At 64.2% G+C, this 21,784-nt stretch carries 12 protein-coding genes and 1 pseudogene; 5 read left to right on the top strand and 8 right to left on the bottom strand.

The features are described 5' to 3' along the window. Positions 1 to 47: 47 nt before the first annotated feature. Positions 48 to 1,826, top strand: coding sequence for a tetratricopeptide repeat protein (locus tag ACZZZM_RS09695; protein WP_463594895.1), 1,779 nt, complete (start codon positions 48 to 50; stop codon positions 1,824 to 1,826). A gap of 13 nt (positions 1,827 to 1,839) precedes the next feature. Here the strand turns inward: ACZZZM_RS09695 and ACZZZM_RS09690 are convergent, their stop codons facing one another. Together ACZZZM_RS09690 and ACZZZM_RS09685 are read right to left on the bottom strand one after the other, a co-directional pair. Beyond that, entirely contained in the window at positions 1,840 to 2,376 is a 537-nt protein-coding gene (locus ACZZZM_RS09690; RefSeq protein WP_463594894.1) for a DUF4142 domain-containing protein, read from the bottom strand. Between the two features lie 372 nt (positions 2,377 to 2,748). Then, a complete protein-coding gene (locus ACZZZM_RS09685; RefSeq protein WP_463594893.1) occupies positions 2,749 to 2,931 on the bottom strand; it encodes a hypothetical protein in 183 nt (60 codons plus the stop codon). 405 nt (positions 2,932 to 3,336) lie between these two features. Between ACZZZM_RS09685 and rplJ the strand changes: the two genes are divergently transcribed. Next, positions 3,337 to 3,852, top strand: a complete 516-nt coding sequence (gene rplJ / locus ACZZZM_RS09680; RefSeq protein WP_463594892.1) for a 50S ribosomal protein L10 — start codon at positions 3,337 to 3,339, stop codon at positions 3,850 to 3,852. 51 nt (positions 3,853 to 3,903) lie between these two features. Further along, complete coding sequence (gene rplL, locus ACZZZM_RS09675; protein ID WP_463594891.1) at positions 3,904 to 4,281, top strand: 50S ribosomal protein L7/L12; 378 nt, start codon at positions 3,904 to 3,906, stop codon at positions 4,279 to 4,281. Between the two features lie 220 nt (positions 4,282 to 4,501). Here rplL and ACZZZM_RS09670 read toward each other — a convergent pair whose 3' ends face one another. The 6 genes from ACZZZM_RS09670 to ACZZZM_RS09645 all read right to left on the bottom strand — a co-directional run bounded on the left by ACZZZM_RS09670 (position 4,502) and on the right by ACZZZM_RS09645 (position 12,851). Beyond that, complete coding sequence (locus ACZZZM_RS09670) at positions 4,502 to 5,617, bottom strand: hypothetical protein (RefSeq protein ID WP_463594890.1); 1,116 nt, start codon at positions 5,615 to 5,617, stop codon at positions 4,502 to 4,504. Positions 5,618 to 5,708: 91 nt separating this feature from the next. Continuing rightward, a complete protein-coding gene (locus tag ACZZZM_RS09665; RefSeq protein ID WP_463594889.1) occupies positions 5,709 to 7,115 on the bottom strand; it encodes a M16 family metallopeptidase in 1,407 nt (468 codons plus the stop codon). Then, positions 7,115 to 8,509, bottom strand: a complete 1,395-nt coding sequence (locus tag ACZZZM_RS09660; RefSeq protein WP_463594888.1) for a M16 family metallopeptidase — start codon at positions 8,507 to 8,509, stop codon at positions 7,115 to 7,117. The genes ACZZZM_RS09665 and ACZZZM_RS09660 overlap by 1 nt, the downstream gene beginning before the upstream one ends. A 72-nt stretch (positions 8,510 to 8,581) precedes the next feature. Beyond that, on the bottom strand, positions 8,582 to 9,460 hold the full coding sequence (locus tag ACZZZM_RS09655; protein ID WP_463594887.1) for an energy transducer TonB: 879 nt from the start codon (positions 9,458 to 9,460) through the stop codon (positions 8,582 to 8,584). After that, the gene (locus ACZZZM_RS09650; RefSeq protein WP_463594886.1) at positions 9,457 to 11,394 is read right to left on the bottom strand and encodes a CocE/NonD family hydrolase; all 1,938 of its coding nucleotides are present in this window, start codon (positions 11,392 to 11,394) and stop codon (positions 9,457 to 9,459) included. The genes ACZZZM_RS09655 and ACZZZM_RS09650 overlap by 4 nt, the downstream gene beginning before the upstream one ends. A 173-nt stretch (positions 11,395 to 11,567) precedes the next feature. Then, positions 11,568 to 12,851, bottom strand: coding sequence for a hypothetical protein (locus tag ACZZZM_RS09645; RefSeq protein WP_463594885.1), 1,284 nt, complete (start codon positions 12,849 to 12,851; stop codon positions 11,568 to 11,570). A gap of 368 nt (positions 12,852 to 13,219) precedes the next feature. Here ACZZZM_RS09645 and rpoB point away from each other — a divergent pair, with 368 nt between their 5' ends. Both rpoB and rpoC read left to right on the top strand, forming a co-directional pair. Further along, complete coding sequence (rpoB, locus tag ACZZZM_RS09640) at positions 13,220 to 17,374, top strand: DNA-directed RNA polymerase subunit beta (RefSeq protein ID WP_463594884.1); 4,155 nt, start codon at positions 13,220 to 13,222, stop codon at positions 17,372 to 17,374. A gap of 90 nt (positions 17,375 to 17,464) precedes the next feature. Continuing rightward, a pseudogene (gene rpoC / locus ACZZZM_RS09635) lies at positions 17,465 to 21,743 on the top strand (DNA-directed RNA polymerase subunit beta'). The last annotated feature ends 41 nt before the right edge of the window (positions 21,744 to 21,784 follow it).

The following is a 21,784-nucleotide window of genomic DNA, read 5'->3' as shown; positions in this document are numbered from 1 at the left end:
GTTAGCGCTAACCAAAATTAGCGCTAACCGAATGTGGGAGAGGGAAAATGCTGGGCATGCGTGCAATGCTGGCGGTGGGAATAGCCGGGCTGGCTGCGATCCCGGTCCAGGCCCAGACCCAGCGGGACGACACCGTCACGGTAACGGGCACGCGCGAGGCGCCGAGCAACTGGCGGCTGGCCGAGACCGATCATGTCACCGTGCTCAGCGATGGGAAGGAAAGCGATCTCGTCCGCATCGCCAACAATCTCGAGCGGTTGCATTTCCTGCTCTCCGCGCTTCTCGATCGCGTCGAGCAGCCCGATCCCACGGTGAAATTGCGCATCACGCTGGTGGGTGACGATGTCGAGTTCGCCGCTATGCGGCTGCGAAACACGCGATCGCAGCCGGGCCCCTATTCCCAGGCGTTCCGCAACGCGCGCTATTACGATCCCCGCGAGGACGGCGCCGTAATGGCCAGCTCGCGCTACGATCAGGATGTCGAGCTCCAGCGCGGCAGCGACCTTAGCGGCTTCCTGAGCGGCGCGCAGCTTACGCCCGAACCCGTGCTGCCGCCCGGCATGGGGCCGTCGGCCGAAGCGGGCTCGTTCGCTTTGTTTCCTTATACCGGCCAGAATATCCAGTTCGTCGCGCCGGGCGATCTCTCCGTGAAGATCAACGCGCTGTCGGTGCGGCTGCCCGCCGAGAACCGCGTCTATGCCGGCTATGCCCAGCATTATCTGCTCACCTATTTCCCCAACGCCTATCCGCGCTGGTATGTCGATGGCTTTGGCGAGCTGCTGGCGACTGTCGCGGTAAAGGCCGATGGCGAGATCGAATTCGGCCGCCCGCCGGAAGATTATACGCGCGTGCTCGACAATCACCTGCGCTATCCGGCGGCCAAGGTCCTGACCGGCGAATATCTGGGTGACAGAAAGGCCGGCGAGCGCTGGACGCCCTATCATGCCTGGGTGCTCACCCACATGCTGTTCTTCAACGATGAGCGCCGCCAGCAGCTGCGCGCCTATCTCGCCAAGATCGCTTCTGGATACACCATGGCCCAGGCCGCGGCGGCGTTCGGCGATCTGGAGAAGCTCCAGCGCGATCTTACCACCTATGACAATCGCAAGGTGCCCTATGTGCGGGTGAACTTCCCCGCCGGCCGCGCCGAGGAGCCGATCGTGCGGCGGCTGACCGAGGGCCAGGCGGCATTCGTGAAGGGCCAGCTCGAGCTCGGCCCGCGCGTCACCGTCCCGCCCGCCGCCAATCCGGACCTCGCCTCGCTCCGTACAGTCGCGGTTCGCGAGCGCGATCAATGGCTGGAGAAACTGCGCACGGACGCGCGGCGCTATAAGAACAATCGCGAGGCCCAGCTGCTCCTCGCCGAAGCCGAATGCCGCAGCGGCCACCCCTTCGAATGCGCCGCCGCCGCCGATCGCGCGCTGGCGATCGACCCGAAAAGCACCGACGCCTTGGCTTGGAAAGGCGCCGGCCAGGTCGGTCTCGCGCTCGCCGCGTCCAATCGCGCCGCGGGTCTCAAGGGCGCGCGCGCGACGATCGCCCGCGCCATCCGCGAAAACCCCGAAAGCCCGCTCCCGCTGATCCTTTATTACCGCAGCTTCGCCGATGCCGGCGAAACCCCGCCCGACGTCGCGGTCGAAGGGCTGATGAAAGCCGTAGACCTCGTCCCCGCAGCCCCCGGCCCGCGCCTGCTGCTCGGCGAAGCGCTGGCGAAACGCGGCGCCACCGAAGCCGCGCGGCGAATGCTAATCCCGGTTGCGCAGGGCGCGTATGAATCGCCGGAGGCGGCGGAGGCGCGGGTCCTGCTGGCTACTCTGCCCAGCTAGGCCCCGCCCCAGCTCAGCCGCCGGGAAGCGTCTGCAGCTGGTCGATATGGCGCTGGATTATCGGAACCGCGGCGGTGGCCGCCTGTTGCAGCTGGGGCGTGTCGCCGCCGCTTGCATAATTCTGGTGCAGCGCGAGCGCCATGCGGTGCGCCATGCGCTGCTGATCGAGGTACATCCGCTCGAATTCGGCACCATTTGCGGGCTGGAGCTCTTCGAGCATCGCGCGCTGCGGTGGGAGCAGCATCGGTGGCGGCGGAGTGAGACCGGCAGCTTGCGCAGCCTGCATCACCTGCTGCGTGGTCATCGTGTGATGATCGATCATCATCTGCGCGAACTGCTTCACCGCCGGGCTGGGCGCGCGCTGCAGCGCCAGACGCGAGGATTCGATTTCATACATGTCGCTGGATCCGGCCATCGCCACATAGGGCATCGCCTCGGTCGGCGTCGCATCGGCGGGCATTTGCGCAGCGGTATCGGTCGTATCGGTGCCCATCGGCGCGCATGCCGTGACGAGCGCGAGCGATCCCGCGCAGAAAAGTGTGTGCTTCATGTGAAATACTCCCGTTGCGATAATCCAACAACAAGGAAGATGCTTCGTTCCCGATACTGATATAGGTCAGTAATAACATGGATCAGCATTGCGAATTACTTCGGTATTTGAGCGCTGTTCAAGCTTCAAGCGCGGTTCCACAACCGGCGATGGCACGAGAGCGCGTCCCCCAGCATGGCGCCATTGCGATAGGGCCGGCGCACGGCACCGGAATCGTCGAGCGACACTGCGATCACGCGCCCTTCGGGTCCATCCAAACGATGGGCGTACTCGCATCGGTGAACCAATTGACGGCGCTCGCCCGCGTACGGTCTGGCCGCACGGAAAGGAGCCGCAATCGTCATCGGTTAGCCGACGGTGTCGCGTGCGCGATCAGGTCGCCAGCTGCGCAGCGAATTGCGAGTCCACGCCCTCGGGTGCGCCATAGAACAGATCCAGATAATAGCCCGCGAGCGTGTAATGCGCCCGAACTGCCGCCGGATGCTCGGCACGCTGCGCCCGCTCCAGCTCCGCCTCGGCCCGGTCGTAATAATAGCGGTCGAACTGCGTACCCATGTCAAAATCCACAAGAGGTTGATATTGGGCTGTTAGTGCGAGATCGGCGCCGGCCTCACCGGCAAATGTTAGGGCCGCCCATCGGCCCGTCGACGCGGCGGAGCGTTTCGGCTCATGGCTCCGATCGCCGTGGTTACCAGCCGGCCACGCGCCGTGGCGTTGACTTTCCCCCCATTCCCGCTAAATGCGCGCCTCCTGCTTCGGCAGGAAACCGTCCGAGACAGTTGGTGACCGGGATTTGCCGGTCTTAATTTCCAGCCAAGACGGGGACAGATTTTTCACCGAACCCCGCTCTCGGCAGCGCGTTCGGGTCATGCCCGGGATATCCCGGCCGCGACGATCATGCTCCCTCGGACATCAGTGAACCGGGTTTCCCGCGAGGGAGACTCATATGAGGAGAATGGCATGGATCGTGCTCAAAAGGCCGAAGCCGTCGCCGAACTGAACCGCACCTTCAACGAGGTCGGCGTGGTGGTTGTCACCCGCAATCTCGGCATGACCGTCGCCCAGTCGACTGTCCTGCGCAACAAGATGCGCGAAGCCGGCGCGACCTATAAGGTCTCGAAGAACAAGCTTGCCAAGATCGCACTCGACGGCACGAACTACGGCTCGCTTGACGAGCTGCTGGTTGGTGCGGTGGGCCTGGCATCGTCGATCGATCCGGTCGCCGCTGCCAAGGTTGCGATCGATTTCGCCAAGACGAACGACAAGTTCGAAATCGTCGGCGGCGCGATGGGTACTCAGGCGCTCGACGCGGAAGGCATCAAGGCACTCGCCTCGCTGCCGTCGCTCGACGAACTGCGTGCCAAGCTCGTTGGCCTGCTGGTGGCACCCGCTACCAAGCTCGCAACGATCACGCAGGCTCCTGCAGCGCAGATCGCGCGCGTGCTCTCGGCCTATGCCGAGAAGGACGCCGCGTAAGTTTTGTTTCGAGATTTCGTTTTCAACACATTGAATTGAATGGAGTTTACCATGGCTGACCTGAACAAGATCGTCGACGACCTTTCGGCTCTCACCGTCCTCGAGGCCGCTGAGCTCTCGAAGCTGCTCGAAGAGAAGTGGGGCGTTTCGGCTGCCGCTGCTGTTGCCGCGGCTCCTGCTGCTGGCGGTGGCGCTGCTGCCCCGGCTGCTGAAGAGCAGACCGAGTTCGACGTGATCCTCACCGGCGACGGTGGCAAGAAGATCAACGTCATCAAGGAAGTCCGTGCGATCACCGCGCTCGGCCTGACCGAAGCCAAGACGCTGGTCGAGTCGGCTCCCAAGGCCGTCAAGGAAGGCGTGTCGAAGGACGAAGCCGAGAAGATCAAGAAGCAGCTTGAAGAAGCCGGCGCGACCGTCGAGATCAAGTAAGCCTGAGCGCGTTAGCGCGAGGGACTCATCCCGGCTCGGGCCGGGATCGAGCTTCTGCTTCACGGCAGAATTTGGAAGGGGCGGTCCGGCAACGGGCCGCCCTTTTCGTTTGTCGCCTCTTCGTTACCCACGCGAACGCGAGGGCTCCGCTTCTTCTTCTGAAATCCTCGGTGGCAAAGAACAGCGGGATCCCCTCGTCCGCGGGGAAGATAGACCGCGCTCAAGCGGCAGCGGTGCTGCCCGGCTGGTAGCGCGTCGCCGCGAACGGCCCACGCGGCTGGCCGCGGTCGAGCCAGACGGGAGCGAGCTTGCCGCCCTGCCCTGCGCCGCCCAGCATGAAGCTGGCGCCGAAGCGGCGAAGGCTGAGCCCGCCGCGCCAGCGGACATCGATCGCCACGATCGGCACGAACATCGGACGCCCGCCGACCTCGACCACATGCATCGCCTCGCGGGGCATGCTGATCTGGACGGGCATCCGCCCGCCCGCCCCGGTGGCTAGGTCGAATGGCTCTGCGCTAGGCGCCAGTTGCGCGCCCGCATGGAAGCCTGCGATCTCCGCATCCTGATTGGGGCTGGCGCTGATCGCGGCGAGCGACAACCGCACGGCATCCGCCCCGGTCCCGGTGGCGTTGGCGATGGTAAGCTCTAAATCGATACGGATCTCGCGCTCGCCGATATGCACGCCCATCGGCTGGACCGCGATCTGGAATGGTTCGGCCGAAACCGGCGCGGCGGGCGGCGCAGCAATGGCCGGGCTCGGTCCGCGAACCGGCGGCGCCGGTGCCGCAGGCGCCTCGGCGACCGGTGCCGGCCCGTCCTCTTCCGGGCGCCTGCGGCGCAGGAACAGCCACAGCCCTAGCCCGGCCGCAGCGGTCGCGCCCGCGCCCGCGCCCAGCAATGCCCATAGCCATGGCCGCGCCGGCTCGGGCGGCACCGGAAGCGGCGCGGGTGTCGCGAAGACCTGAGGCTGGGCCGGCGCGACACCGGGCAGCGGCGCGATCACGGTTGAAGCCGCCGGTGACGGAGTCGGCCCGGGCTGCGGCTGCGTGGCCTGGGGACCCGGCACAGGCCGGGCCGGAACGGGCGCAGCGGCACGCGGCGTAGCAGTCGCAGTGGGCCTGGGACGCGGCGTCGGGGTCGGCGTTGGCGTCGCGACCGGTGTCGCCACGGACGCGGGCGTGCCGATGCTGAAGCGCTCGGGAACCACGCCGGGAATCGTCGTCACCGTCGGCGGCGGAATCTGCGTCGGCGCCGGAGTGGGAGTCACCTGCTGGGCGTGCACGGGCAACGCCGCGAACGCCGCAATCAGGCCCGGCAGATATTTCCCCGCATGCACTCGAATGCCCTAGCGCTCTGAAACTGAATTGGAACTGCATGCCGCCCCCGCCTCGCTCGGCTTGTCGCACGAGCAAGGCAGGTGAGCGGCCTCAGGGCATTGTGACGGTGCTGGTCGGCAGATTGGCCAGTTCGGGCAGCGCCTTGAGCTGCGGCTCGACGGTCTTGAGATCGCCCACCACTACCAGCGTGAGCTTCTCGAGCGGATAGCCCTGCTTCGCATAGGCTTGCATCTGGTCAGGGCCGACCGCGAGTACCGCGGGGACATAGCGATCGGTCCAGTCCTTCGGCAGCCCGAGCAAGTCGCGCGTCGCCAACGTGCCGATGACCGCGCCCGAGGTCGAGTTCTGGATGGAGAACAAACCCGCCATATAGGTGCGGATGCCCTTGGACTCGACTTCCGGCGCCGGCTCGTTCTGCATCCGGCGGATTTCCTTGAACACTTCGCTCAGCGCCGCGCCGGTCTGCGCCGTGGTGACGTCGGCATCGAAGGTCCACAAAGCATCGCTCGGATTGAGCGCGATCCCGGAGGTGGGCGAATAGGTATAGCCCTTGTCCTCGCGGATATTGGTAGTGATCCGCGAGCTGAATGCGCCGCCGAGCAGCGAATTGGTGACGCGCTGCGGGATATCCGCCTCGCTTCCCGCCGCCGAAGCATCGAAGGAAAGGCGCAAGGTCGTCTGCGGCGCGCCCGGACGGTCGATCAGCACCACCTGCGGGCCGGGCTTGTGCGGCGCCTCGATCCGCAGCGGCTCGGGACCTGCCTTCCACTCGGAAAACGCCTTGATCACCGCGGCCTTCACTGCCGCCGCGTCGAACTTGCCCGCGATGTAGAGATGCGCCCGCTTCGCGCCGAACTGTGCGTCGTGGAAGGCCTTCACCTGGTCGATCGTATAGCCCGAAAGCTGCGCCTGGCTGGGCACGACGCGTCCATAAGGATGGTCCGGGCCGTAGACGGTGCGCGCGAGCGCGATGTCCGCGAGCGTGCCAGGCTGTGACAGCGCGACCGAAAGCTGGCGGCCGAGGTTGGCCTTCACGCGGCCGAGTTCGCTTGCTGGAAGATCGGGCCGCATCGCGACCTGGCTCATCAGCGCGACGGCGTCAGGCGCATATTCAGAAAGCACGTTCATCGTGATCTGGGTGGTCTGCTGGCCGACCCCGACATTAAGGTCTCCGCCCATGCCAGCGGCAGCAGTGGCGAGCTGGCCGGCAGAGCGACCCCCCGCCCCTTCCTTCATCATCGCACCGGTCAGCTCGGCGAGCCATGTCGTCTCGCCCTCGGTCACGCTGCCCGCGCGGATGCGCAGCGACACCACGGTCTTGGGCGCGATGCCGTAAGGCACCAGCGTCACCATCATGCCGTTCGGCAAGGTAAACGTCTCGGTCGCGGGCAAGCGGAAGGGCTTGGGATCCGCGATCGGCGGTGCTGGCGGGAAATCCTGCGCGAACGCAGGTGCGGCGGCGAGAAGCGCCACGGTCAGCAAAAGCGCGCGCTTCATCACTTGGCTCCCATCTTGGGCGCGGCGGCGCCCGGCTCGACCACGTAGATCGAGCGATTGGTCGAGCGCAGATATTCCTGCGCGGTCTTCTGGATCAGTTCGGGCGTCACTTTGGCGAAGCCATCCTCGATGCGATTGATCGCGCCGGGATCGTTATCGAACAAGGCATAGGCCCCGAGCAGGTTGATCAGGCCAATACGCCCGCCCCCGTCGATCGTGCCATACAGGCTCGAGCGCATCTTGGTCCGCGCGCGGGCAAGCTCCTCGGCCGAGACGCGCGTGGCGCGCAGTCCCTCGATCACGTCGTTCACAGCCTTGGTGATCTGCGCGGTGCTGTGCGTCGGATCGTGGGTGAAGCTGAAGCTCCACAGCATCGGGCCTTTATAGTCGAACATGTCACCGAGATCGCCGTTGATCCCGCCGCTGATCTCGCCGGCAATGCCCTCCTGCTGGACGAGCTTGGTGTAGAGGCGGCTGTCGTCGCCCTGGAGAAGCATCTGGTCGATCAGCCCCATCGCATACCATTCTGGCGTTCCGCGCGCGGGCACGTGATATCCCGCCGCATAGCCCGGCTTCGGCGCCAGCGCATCGACGCGGCTCTTGAACTTCTCTGCCATCTGGCGCGGCTCGGAAATGTCGGGCTGAACCACCGCGGGCTTCTTGGCGATCGGACCGAAATACTTCTCGATCATCTTCTTGGTCGCGTCGTAATCGAGATCGCCAGCGATGATCAGCACTGCATTCGACGGACGATAAAAGGCGTCGAAAAAGGTCTGGGCGTCGGGCACGGTCGCCGCTTCGATTTCCTTCAAGTCGCCGTAGAAATTGTGGCTGTTATACCAATTGGTGTTGGCCAGCATCGGCAGGTCGATCCACGGCCAGGTGCTGTAGGGCTGGTTGAGGACGTTGACCTTGACCTCGTTGCCGACAACGCCCTGCTGGTTCTTGAGCACGGTCTCGTCGAGCACCGGATTGGCCATGCGATCGGCCTCGAGCCACAGCATCCGCTCGAGCGCGCCCGAGGGCACGATCTCGAAATAATTGGTGAAATCGAAGCGCGTCGAGCCATTGTTGACGCCGCCCGCATTGGTGATCGTCTGGTCGAACACTCCCTTGGGGGCATGCTTCGATCCCTGGAACATCAAATGCTCAAACAGATGCGCGAAGCCAGTGCGCTCCTTGGGCTCGACGCGGAAGCCGATGCCATAATAGACCGCAACCGTGACGGTCGGCGCGATATTGTCCTTCGCCAGCACCACGCGAAGCCCATTGGGCAGCGTGAAATAGCGGTGATCGACGTTCAGCTTCTCGGCCGCGGGCTTGGCGCCCTGCGCGAAGGCGGGGCTGGCAAGCGCCGTGGCTGCGAGCGCGAGCGCAATGCTCCTTTGCTTCATCTGATGAGTCTCCGAAATTACTGGAGGTGATCTAGCGTACCGCTACACGTGCGCATAGCGGATACCGTGTCTTCACCGCCCAATTTTCCAATATACCTTCTGCACCCAATAGGACCGCACGGGCTGGCCCTGTGCATCCAGCGCCGGAAGCAATTTGGCGCGCTTGGTCAGCATGTTGCAGGTAAGATCGGCAAAGGCGTCGGGGCTGGTGCGCGCCAGAACATAGCAGCCGCCGATCTTCCCCTCGGCATCCACGTCGAGACGAAACTGCACCATGCCATTCAAGCCGGTAGCGAGAGCACCGACAGGATAGTCGTCAGGCCGCAGCCATCGCCCAGGCGAATTGACCGGTGTCACTTCACGCGACCGGGCGGCCTGAACCTCGGGATCATAGCCCCACGTCTTGACCAGATCTGTCGTGCACGTCCGCATCTGCGCAAGCGGTTTTGCCATTGAGCCCAGTTCGAGGCGAAACGCGCGCTTTCGATCCACGGCAACAGTCAGGCCGGCGACGGATGCCTCCTGCGCAGCAGTGATAGACGGGCCGTCCTCACCCTCTTTCTGCGCTCGCCAGCCATCGATCCGCACCGATCCCAGGAACACCGCCTTGAGCTTGCCGGCGCTGCCATTGACCGCCCGCGCCTCGAACGGCCCGCCGGACTGGCCGAAGTCCAGCTTCGCCTGGCTTTCGGTATCCGATGCGCGAAAGCGGTCCCCGAACAGGTCCAGGTCGAAGGCGTCGCTCGGCTGGTACCGCGTGAACCGCGCCGTCACCATCGTCTTGCCCTGCCCGAACTGCGCGACCAGATGGCAGGCATCGCGATCGTATCGGAGCACCCATTTGCCGATACGTGGCAGCACTTCCACCGGAGTGTCGGAAGCGTGCGCCGCGGACAGGCCCGACGCCGCGACCGATAATCCCATCAGGGCGTGGAGAGCCCGCCGCTTCATTTCACCTTCGCAGCGTCCTGCTCGAGCGGCACCACCGGCAGCAGCACCGAGCTCGATTGCGCGCCGCCATAGACGAGCGTGACGGTCGCCTTCTGATAGTCCTCAGGCTTGGCGAAGAAGATGTTCGGCACGTATTTCTGCGGGTTGCGGTCATAGACCGGGAACAGGCTGGACTGGACCTGGACCATGATGCGGTGGCCGGGCTTGAAGACATGGTTCACGCTGGGCATGCGGAACTTGTATTCCTGCACCTTGCCCGCCGGGATCGGCGTGGGATTCGAAAAGCTGTTGCGATAGCGCCCACGGAAGATGTCGAGGCTGATCGGCAGCTGGAATCCGCCCATCGCTTCCTTGCCCGGGATCTCGTCGGGATAGACGTCGATCACCTTGACCACGAAATCGCCGTCGGTGCCCGTGGTCTTCGCAAAGATGTTGGCGATCGGCGCGCCCGATACGCGGACCGGCTCGGTCAGCACGTCGGTCATATAGGTCATCACGTCGGTGCGGCCGTCGGCGAAGCGCTGGTCGGTGATCAGATAGGTCGGCCAGCGCCCGTCCTTGAAGCTGATCGGCCGCGGCAGATGCGGCACCGGCTTGGCGGGGTCGGAGACATAGCTGTCCGAGCCCGCGCCCGGCTTCTCGAAGCCCAGGCCCTGGGCCGGCTTGAGATAGATCGGCGTGAGCTTGGTGCCGCAACCTTCGTTGCACGCCAGCGGCCACTTGCTGAGATAATCCCAGCGGTTCTCGCCAGTATTGTAGAAGGTCGCGGGCGCCGGCTTGAAGGCGGGCGCGCCGTCCTTGAGATAGGCATTGAAGAAGGGCAGCAGCACGTCGCGGCGCGCCTGTAGCGCAGTGTCACCCTCGAACTTGAGCGTGCCGAGCTCGCGCCCATCATAATTGAACCCCGAATGGCGCCACGGCCCCATCAGCAGGAAATTGTTGCCCGCCTGGGGCGTTTTCTGCAGCGCCTCCCAGGTGTTGACCGCGCCATACATGTCTTCCTGGTCGAAGATGCCCTGCTCCCAGATCGTCGGCACGTTCGAGGGCTTCTTCGCGAGCAACTTGTCGAGCGCCTGTCCCTGCCAGAATTCGTCATAGGCTGGATGCGCCGCCATGCGGTTCCACGAGGGCAGCTGGTCATAGCCGTATTTCTTAGCCCAATCCCCCGCCGAGCCGACCCGGCGGAAGGTGTCGTAATCGTCATAGGCGCCGAGCGAAGGCGCTTTGCCCGCGCCCTTGAAGCCGGTCTGGCCGGCGATCCACCCGATATTGGCGAGGCGGAAGGCGCCGTAATGGAACCAGTCGTCGCCCATCCAGCCGTCGATCATCGGGCTTTCGGCCGAGACCACTTTGAGCGCCGGATGCGGATCGAGCAGCGCCATCACCGCCGTGAAGCCCTCGTACGAAGAGCCGCGCATGCCGACCTTGCCGTTGCTCTCGGGCGTATTCTTGACCAGCCAGTCGATCGTGTCCCAGGCGTCGGTGACGTGATCGGTCTTGGTCGGGTTGAGCGGCCCGATCGGCGGCCGCGTGATCACGTAATCTCCCTCCGAGCCATATTTCCCGCGGATATCCTGGAAGACGCGGATATAGCCGGCATCGACAAACACTTCATCTCCCTCGGGCAGCATGTTGCGGATGCTCGGCCCCTCGAGGCGCTTGGCGCGGTTGCCGGCATTATAGGGCGTGCGGGTCAACAGAATGGGCGCATTTTTCGCGCCCTTGGGGATCATCACGACCGTGAACAGCTTCACGCCGTCGCGCATCGGCACCATCACTTCGCGGCGGATATAATCCTTTTCCTGCTCGGGAACCGTGAACTTCGCCGGCACATCGTTGAACGGCGTCGGATAGAGCGGGGCCTGATCCTGGGCGTGTGCGGCAGTGGCGGCAAAGGCCGAACCGGCGAGAAAAGCGACGAGCATCTTGCGCATTTGGGTGCAGTCTCCAGCAGGACGGATGGCGTTGGATAGGCCCAAGCAACCCGAGTGGGAAGCCACCCGGCGCGCTCTTTTGCCGGTCCGTCTTTGCTGGTCTGTGTCCGGATGCGGAAAGCCCGCCCTCCCCGGCTCGGGAAGGACGGGCTCCGACGAAACCCCGCTCTGGGTCAGGCGTGTTCGGGCGTGCCGTAGAGTTCGGCCTCGACCGTCTCAGTCACGAATGGACGTGTCGCGGCGAGCGGACGCATGCCCGTTTCTGAAGGGCAGCCGATCTTGAACGCAGCGGCCGTGCGGCCCTGGCGACCGTCAGGCAGCGTATAGCGTGCCTCGGCAACTACGACCGGATTGAACGTGCGACCCAGTTCGCCCTTGGGCACGGCGAGATGCGCATCGACGCGCGTCCCCTCGCCCGGCTCGATTGTCACCGGCGGCACGGCGCTGTCGTCGCGATGCTCGGTCATCAGGCTCTCGATCTCGCTCTGGCTCGCCGAGTCGGCAAGCATGAAGGTTGAGATGCGGACGTCCTTGGCCGAAGTGTCGCCCGAATTGCCGACCGTCAGCTCGAAATCGACGATCGCGTCTTCCTTGTCGGTGCCGGCGCGAACCGGGCGCATGCCCAACTCGATCCACGGACGGCGCGCGACCGGAGCAGTGCCATCGACAACGCCGGCCAGATCGTCCTCGCCCGGCTGTTCGACGGTCACATCCTCTGCCGTGGCAACAGCGGCCTGGGCCTCGCGAACCTCGGGCTCAGCCACCGGAATGGCGGCCGGCAGACCCGCGAACGCGGGCTCCGGCTCGATCACCGTACGCTCGACTACTGGTGCGGCGGCAATCGGAGCCGGCTCGGCCACCGGAATGGCGACCGGCGCGCGATAATCGGCTTCCTCGACATAATCGGTGCGGCGGCGGCGCATCAGCAGGGCTGCGGCGATGCCGGCGATAACCAGAGCGATGCCGCCGAGCAGCCACGGCCAGGCAATGCCCCCGGTGCTGGTCCGCGTGCTGGTGGCCTCAGTGGCGGCTGCCGGTGCGGCCTGCGTATCGACGATGGGCGGCGCCGCGGCAGGCGCGGCCGCAAGCGGGGCTGGCGCTTCGGTCACCGGTGCCGCGGCAGGCGCTGGGGCGGCCGACGGCGCGGCGGCAGCCGGAGTTGCGGTGCGGACCGGCGCGGCACTCCGAGCGGGGCGCGAAGCCGGACGCGCCTGGGCAGCGCGTGGTTCGGCAGCGGCGGCGGCGGGCGCCTCAGGTACCGACTGCACCACCGGCGATTGCGGCTGGATCTGGATGACACGCTGCGCCTGGGGCTGCGGCGCGGGCGCCGGCGCGACCATGATCGGCGGCGGGGTCACGCTTTGTGCGCCCGGCGCGTCTTGCGCAAAAGCTGGGGTTGCGACGAACGCGGCACCGATCAACAGCGCGGCGCGGGGGCGGATTGTGAGGTTCTTCATCATATCGCAGGTTAAATGAATGGAACCGCGACGTGGAGCCCCGGCCTGCGCCGAGCGGTGGCTCCAAAGCGACGAAAAGACTCGTTAATCTGTCGTTCAGCGCTTTGGCGGGACCACGTTTTTCCTACAAAAAGGTTCCTCGGGCGGTTTGACAGAATCCTCCGCCGCACCTATATCGCTCTCACACCACAGCACCGGGAAATGACTTGCCGTCGCGCAGCGGGTCGATCGAATTGGCGCTGGGGTATCAATAAGACGCTGGAGCTGCCGAATTCCCAACGGGGAGTCGTGCGGCTTTTTCGCGTCTCTTCGCACGTCCCGGCCCCGGATAGGGGCGTTGATATTCGGCTGACGAGGCAAATAAATCCATGGCTACCAAGGCGATCGAAAGCGGCACGATGAAGCGCCGCATCCGCAAGGTGTTCGGCAACATCCACGAAGTGGTGCAGATGCCGAACCTGATCGAGGTTCAGCGCGAATCCTATGAGCAGTTCCTGCGGAGCGATCCTTCGATCGGCTATGTCTCGGGCCTGGAAAAGACGCTGCGTTCGGTATTCCCGATCCGCGACTTCGCCGGCACCGCCGAGCTCGACTTCGTCACCTATGAGCTCGAAGATCCCAAGTTCGACGTCGAGGAATGCCGTCAGCGCGGCATCACCTATGCGGCGCCGATGCGCGTTACGCTGCGCCTCATCGTGTTCGAGGTCGATCCCGATACGGAAGCCCGTTCGGTCCTCGATATCAAGGAGCAGGACGTCTATATGGGCGACATGCCCCTGATGACGGGCAACGGCACCTTCTTCATCAACGGCACCGAGCGCGTCATCGTCTCGCAGATGCACCGTTCGCCGGGCGTGCTGTTCGATCACGATCGCGGCAAGACGCATGCGTCGGGCAAGTATCTCTTCGCGGCCCGCGTGATCCCTTATCGCGGCTCGTGGCTCGATTTCGAGTTCGACGCGAAGGACATCGTCAACGTCCGTATCGATCGCAAGCGCAAGCTGCCGGTCACGACCCTGCTCTATGCGCTGGGCCTCAACGGCGAAGACATCCTCAACCACTTCTATGGCCGCGTTGTCTATGTCCGCGGCCAGGGCGGCTGGCAGGTCCCGTTCGTCACCGAGAATTGGCGCGGCCAGAAGCCGATGTTCGACATCGTCGATGCCAAGTCGGGCGAAGTGATCTTCCCCGCCGGCCAGAAGATCAGCCCGCGTGCCGCCAACAAGGCGCACAAGGACGGTCTCGAGACGCTGCTGATCCCGACCGAGGAAATCTTCGGGCGCTATTCGGCCTATGATCTGATCAACGAGTCGACCGGCGAGATCTATATCGAGGCGGGCGACGAAGTGTCGGCCGAGAACCTCGAAGCTCTCGACAAGGCCGGCATCGAGCGTCTCGAACTACTCGACATCGATCACGTCACCACCGGTCCCTGGATCCGCAACACCCTCGCCGCCGACAAGGCCGAGGAGCGCGAGCAGGCGCTGTCCGACATCTACCGCGTCATGCGTCCCGGCGAACCGCCGACGCTCGAGACGGCAGAGTCGCTGTTCGGAGGCCTGTTCTTCGATCCTGAGCGCTACGACCTCTCGGCCGTCGGCCGCGTCAAGCTAAACATGCGCCTCGAACTCGACGCGCCGGACACGCACACCACGCTGCGCACCGAGGATATCCTCGCCGTGGTCAAGACGCTTGTCGACCTGAAGGACGGCAAGGGCGAAGTCGACGACATCGACAATCTCGGCAATCGCCGCGTCCGTTCGGTGGGCGAGCTTCTCGAGAACCAGTACCGCGTCGGCCTGCTTCGCATGGAGCGCGCCGTGAAGGAGCGTATGTCGTCGGTCGATGTGTCGACCGTGATGCCGAACGACCTGATCAACGCCAAGCCTGCGGTTGCTGCGGTTCGCGAGTTCTTCGGCTCGTCGCAGCTGTCGCAGTTCATGGATCAGACCAACCCGCTCTCCGAAGTGACGCACAAGCGTCGCGTTTCGGCGCTTGGGCCGGGCGGCCTCACGCGTGAACGTGCGGGCTTCGAAGTCCGCGACGTTCACCCGACGCACTATGGCCGTATCTGCCCGATCGAAACGCCGGAAGGCCCGAACATCGGTCTGATCAACTCGCTGGCGTCGTTCAGCCGTGTCAACAAATATGGCTTCATCGAGACGCCGTACCGCCGCGTGATCGATCACAAGGTCACCGACGACGTCGTCTATCTGTCGGCAATGGAAGAGGCCAAGCACACGATCGCGCAGGCCAACGCCGAGCTCGACAGCGAAGGCCGCTTCCAGGAAGAACTTGTCTCGTCACGTCAGGCGGGCGAATTCCTGATGGCGATCCCGGATAACATCACGCTGATGGACGTCAGCCCCAAGCAGCTCGTCTCGGTCGCGGCATCGCTCATTCCGTTCTTGGAAAACGATGACGCAAACCGCGCGCTGATGGGCTCGAACATGCAGCGCCAGGCCGTTCCGCTCGTTCGTGCCGAAGCGCCGTTCGTCGGCACTGGCATGGAAGAGACCGTTGCCCGCGATTCCGGGGCCGCCATCTCGGCGCGCCGCTCGGGCGTGGTCGATCAGGTCGATGCGTCGCGTATCGTCATCCGCGCAACCGGCGATGTCGATGCCGGTGAATCGGGCGTCGATATCTACACGCTGATGAAGTTCCAGCGCTCGAACCAGTCGACCTGCATCAACCAGCGTCCGCTGGTGAAGGTTGGCGAGTATGTGAACGCCGGTGACGTGCTTGCCGACGGTCCGTCGACCGAGTTCGGCGAGCTGGCACTGGGCCGCAACGCGCTCGTCGCGTTCATGCCCTGGAACGGCTACAACTATGAGGATTCGATCCTCATCAGCGAGCGCATCGTCAAGGACGACGTCTTCACGTCGATCCATATCGACGAGTTCGAAGTCATGGCCCGCGATACCAAGCTGGGGCCGGAGGACATCACGCGCGACATCCCGAATGTCGGCGAGGAAGCCCTTCGCAACCTCGACGAAGCGGGCATTGTCTATATCGGTGCAGAGGTTGAGCCGGGCGACATTCTGGCCGGCAAGATCACCCCCAAGGGTGAATCGCCGATGACTCCGGAGGAAAAGCTCCTCCGCGCCATCTTCGGTGAGAAGGCTTCGGACGTTCGCGATACTTCGCTCCGCCTGCCCCCGGGCGTGTCGGGCACCGTTGTCGACGTTCGCGTCTTCAACCGCCACGGCATCGACAAGGACGAGCGCGCGATGGCGATCGAGCGCGAGGAGATCGAGCGCCTGAAGAAGGACTCGGACGACGAGCGCAACATCCTGAACCGTGCGACCTGGTCGCGCCTCAAGGAAATGCTGATCGGCCAGACCGCAACCGCCACGCCGAAGGGCCTGAAGAAGGGCGCCGCGATCGATGCGGACCTGCTCGACAGCGTCGATCGGCATGAGTGGTGGAAGTTCGCAGTCGCGGACGATGCCATGCAATCGAACCTGGAGGCCGTGAAGGGCCAGTATGACGAGGCCGTGAAGCGGATCGTGGAGAAGTTCCAGGATCGCCGCGAGAAACTGGAGCGTGGCGACGAGCTGCCCCCAGGCGTTCTCAAGATGGTCAAGGTCTTCGTCGCGGTGAAGCGCAAGCTGCAGCCGGGCGACAAGATGGCCGGCCGTCACGGCAACAAGGGCGTCATCTCGCGGATCCTTCCGGCCGAGGACATGCCGTTCCTCGCCGACGGCACGCCGGTCGATCTCGTGCTCAACCCGCTGGGCGTGCCTTCGCGCATGAACGTCGGTCAGATCTTCGAGACCCATCTCGGCTGGGCTGCCCGTCAGCTCGGCCAGCAGATCGGCGTCGCACTCGAGGATTGGCGCCATGCCAATCCGGATGCGGTCGGCGGCGATATGCCGGATGCGGTCAAGTCGCGCCTCAAGGAAGTCTATGGCGACCATTATGCCGATGAGATCGAGGCACGCTCGTCAGACCAGATCATCGAGCTCGCGCAGAACCTGACTCCCGGCGTGCCGATGGCCACCCCGGTGTTCGATGGTGCGCGTGAGGCCGATGTCTCCGACATGCTGACGCTGGCAGGTCTCGATACGTCGGGCCAGTCGGATCTGTTCGACGGACGCACGGGCGACCAATTCGATCGCAAGGTGACCGTGGGCATCATCTACATGCTCAAGCTTCACCATCTCGTGGACGACAAGATCCACGCGCGTTCGATCGGGCCGTACTCGCTTGTTACTCAGCAGCCGCTGGGTGGTAAGGCGCAGTTCGGTGGCCAGCGCTTCGGTGAGATGGAGGTCTGGGCTCTGCAGGCGTACGGCGCTGCCTATACGCTGCAGGAGATGCTGACGGTGAAGTCCGATGACGTGGTCGGCCGCACCAAGGTTTATGAGGCGATCGTCAAGGGTGACGACACCTTCGAGGCCGGCATCCCGGAGAGCTTCAACGTTCTCGTCAAGGAAATGCGCTCACTGGGCCTCAACGTCGAACTCAAGAACGACGAGCCCGGCTTCGACACTGACGGCATCCAGATCGCCGCTGAATAAGTGGAATACCGGAATGGGGCGGGCGCCAACATAAGGCGCCCGCTCCTTCCACTTCCGCCCAGAGATTTGTCCTCCCAAGAGGAAACAGAAATGAACGAACTGACAAACTTCGCAAACCCGGTGGCAAAGCCGGAAACCTTCGACCAGATCCAGATCGGCATCGCGTCGCCTGACCGTATCCGTTCGTGGTCGTTCGGCGAGATCAAGAAGCCCGAGACCATCAACTACCGCACGTTCAAGCCTGAGCGTGACGGTCTGTTCTGCGCGCGCATCTTCGGTCCGATCAAGGATTACGAGTGCCTGTGCGGCAAGTATAAGCGCATGAAGTATAAGGGCATCGTCTGCGAGAAGTGCGGCGTCGAGGTTACGGTCTCGAAGGTGCGTCGTGAGCGCATGGGCCATATCGAACTCGCCGCTCCTGTCGCGCACATCTGGTTCCTCAAGTCGCTGCCGTCGCGCATCGGCCTGTTGCTCGACATGCAGCTCAAGCAGCTTGAGCGCGTGCTCTACTTCGAGAGCTACATCGTCACCGAGCCGGGCCTGACCCCGCTCGAGAAGTTCCAGCTCCTCACCGAGGACGAACTGCTCGACGCGCAGGACCAGTATGGCGAAGACGCGTTCTCGGCCGGCATCGGCGCCGAAGCGGTCAAGATCATGCTCATGGATCTCGACCTTGAAGGCGAGAAGCGCGACCTGCTCGAAGAGCTGGCCGTCACCAAGTCGGAACTGAAGCCCAAGAAGATCATCAAGCGCCTCAAGGTCGTCGAGAGCTTCCTGGAATCGGGCAATCGCCCCGAGTGGATGATCCTGGATGTCGTTCCGGTCATCCCGCCCGAGCTGCGTCCGCTGGTGCCGCTGGACGGTGGCCGTTTCGCGACTTCGGATCTGAACGATCTGTATCGCCGCGTGATCAACCGCAACAACCGCCTCAAGCGGCTGATGGAACTGCGCGCGCCGGACATCATCGTCCGCAACGAAAAGCGCATGCTCCAGGAAGCCGTTGACGCGCTGTTCGATAACGGCCGCCGCGGCCGCACGATCACGGGTGCGAACAAGCGTCCGCTCAAGTCGCTGTCCGACATGCTCAAGGGCAAGCAGGGCCGCTTCCGCCAGAACCTTCTCGGCAAGCGCGTCGACTATTCGGGCCGTTCCGTGATCGTCACTGGTCCCGAGCTCAAGTTGCATCAGTGCGGCCTGCCGAAGAAGATGGCGCTCGAGCTGTTCAAGCCGTTCATCTACGCCCGCCTCGACGCCAAGGGTTTGTCGATGACCCTCAAGCAGGCCAAGAAGTGGGTCGAGAAGGAGCGCAAGGAAGTCTGGGACATCCTCGACGAAGTCATTCGCGAGCACCCGGTCCTCCTCAACCGCGCGCCAACGCTTCACCGTCTGGGCATCCAGGCGTTCGAGCCGGTTCTCATTGAAGGCAAGGCGATCCAGCTGCATCCGCTGGTCTGCTCGGCATTCAACGCCGATTTCGACGGCGACCAGATGGCCGTCCACGTCCCGCTGAGCCTCGAGGCCCAGCTGGAAGCGCGCGTCCTGATGATGTCGACCAACAACATCCTGTCGCCCGCAAACGGCAAGCCGATCATCGTCCCCTCGCAGGACATGGTCCTGGGTCTTTACTATCTGTCGATGGAAAAGACCGGAGAGCCGGGCGAAGGCATGATCATTGGCGACATGTCGGAGGTGCACCAGGCGCTCAACGCAGGTGCGGTGACGCTGCACACCAAGATCACCTCGCGCGTCCCGCAGACCGACGAGGCCGGCAAGCAGTACATGAAGCGCGTCGAGACGACGCCCGGCCGCATGCTGCTTGGCGAGACGCTCCCGCAGTCGCACAAGGTGCCGTTCGAAGTCGTCAACCGCCTCCTCACCAAGAAGGACGTGGGCGACGTGATCGACGAGGTCTATCGCCACACCGGCCAGAAGGAGACCGTGCTGTTCGCCGATGCGATCATGGCACTCGGCTTCCGTCACGCGTTCAAGGCCGGCATCTCGTTCGGCAAGGACGACATGATCATCCCGCACTCGAAAATCGCTCTGGTCGACGAGACCCGTGCGCTCGTGAAGGACTTCGAGCAGCAGTATCAGGACGGCCTGATCACGCATCAGGAGAAGTACAACAAGGTAATCGACGCCTGGTCGGGCTGCGGTGACCGCGTTGCTTCGGCGATGATGGACGAGATCAAGGCAGTGAAGCGGACTGAAGACGGCCGCGAAGCTCCGATCAACTCGATCTACATGATGGCCCACTCCGGTGCCCGCGGTTCGCAGGCACAGATCAAGCAGCTCGCCGGGATGCGCGGCCTGATGGCCAAGCCGTCGGGCGAGATCATCGAAACGCCGATCATCTCGAACTTCAAGGAAGGCCTGACCGTCCTTGAATATTTCAACTCGACCCACGGCGCCCGCAAGGGTCTCGCGGACACCGCGTTGAAGACGGCGAACTCGGGGTACCTCACGCGTCGTCTCGTCGACGTGTCGCAGGACTGCGTGATCATGGAAGAAGATTGCGGCACCGAGCGCATGCTCGAAATGCGCGCGATCGTGCAGGGTGGTTCGACCATCGCGTCGCTCGGCGAGCGTATCCTGGGCCGCACCACGGCTGAGGACGTGCTCGACAAGGACGGCAAGGTCGTCATCCCCTCGGGCACGTTGCTCGACGAGGCGATGATCACGCAGATCGAAGCCTTGGGTACCCAGGGCATGAAGATCCGCAGCCCGCTCGTCTGCGAAGCCAAGATCGGCGTTTGCGGCAAGTGCTACGGGCGCGATCTCGCCCGCGGCACGCCGGTGAACATCGGCGAAGCGGTCGGCGTCATCGCGGCGCAGTCGATCGGTGAGCCTGGTACGCAGCTGACGATGCGTACCTTCCACATCGGCGGCGCGGCGCAGCTCAACGAAACCTCGATGCTCGAGGCGACTTCGGACGGCACGATCGAATATCGCGATCTTCGCATCATCCAGGATCAGCGCGGCCGCCGCGTCGTGCTGAGCCGTTCAGGTGAGCTGGCGATCGTCGATATGGATGGCCGCGAGCTCGCGGTGCACCGCATTCCTTACGGTGCGTATGTGCTGTTCGACGATGGCCATATCGTCTCGCAGGGCGATCGTATGGCGGAGTGGGATCCCTTCACCATGCCGGTGATCACGGAAAACCCGGGCACCGTGAAGTATGTCGAGCTGATCGAAGGCAAGACGCTGACCGAGCAGGCCGACGAAGCGACGGGCATCACCCAGCGCGTCGTCACCGAGAACCGTGGTGCTGCGGCAAAGAAGGAGGACCTTCGTCCTCGTCTGACCCTCACTGGCGAAAGCGCCGAGGAGGCCGGCCGTTACATGCTCTCGCCGGGCGCAGTGCTCTCGGTCGAGGACAATGCGACGGTCTTCGCCGGCGACGTTCTTGCCCGTGTTGCCCGCGAGTCCGCCAAGACCCGCGACATCACCGGCGGTCTGCCGCGCGTTGCTGAGCTTTTCGAAGCGCGCAAGCCCAAGGAGAATGCGATCATCGCAAAGGTCTCGGGCCGCGTCATCTTCGGCAAGGACTACAAGGCTAAGCGCAAGATCGGCATTCAGCCTGAGGACGGCGGCGAGGTCGTGGAGTATCTGATCCCGAAGTCGAAGGTGATCGACGTTCAGGAAGGCGACTACGTCAAGCGTGGCGACAATCTGATCGGCGGCAGCCCGGATCCGCACGATATCCTCGAGGTGCTCGGCATCGAGCCGCTCGCTGAATATCTCGTGTCGGAAATCCAGGAAGTTTATCGGCTTCAGGGCGTTAAGATCAACGACAAGCACATCGAGGTGATCGTTCGCCAGATGCTGCAGAAGGTCGAGATCATCGAATCGGGCGACACGACCTTGCTGGTGGGCGAGCAGCTCGACCGCAAGGAAATGGACGAGGTCAACGAGAAGCTCGACAAGAAGCAGACCCCGGCACAGGGCAAGCCGATCCTGCTCGGCATCACCAAGGCGTCGCTGCAGACCCGCAGCTTCATCTCGGCGGCGTCGTTCCAGGAGACTACCCGCGTCCTCACCGAGGCGGCGGTCCAGGGCAAGCAGGACACGCTGATCGGCCTCAAGGAGAACGTGATCGTCGGCCGTCTCATCCCCGCCGGCACCGGCGCGGGCATGAACCGCCTGCGCGTCACCGCCAATTCGCGCGACGCCGCACTCCGCGTGTCGCAGCGCGCGATGCAGGCAGCCCTGGTAGCCCCAGAACTCGGCGGCCGAGCTTCGCGAAGCAGAGCTTGAGCGCTCGGCCCGCGAAGACAGCGGCACCGGCGACGATGCGCTGGCGGCAGTGGTCCCTTCGGGCCACGGCACCGACGCGGATGCCGGCGAGTATCTGAACAAGAGCGAGTGATCGCCTGAGTTCGGAGCCTTCCGGTTCTGACCAAAGAAAAG

The organism is Sphingomonas sp. AC522 (assembly GCF_979258125.1).
This window is presented reverse-complemented; position numbering and strand designations above follow the sequence as displayed.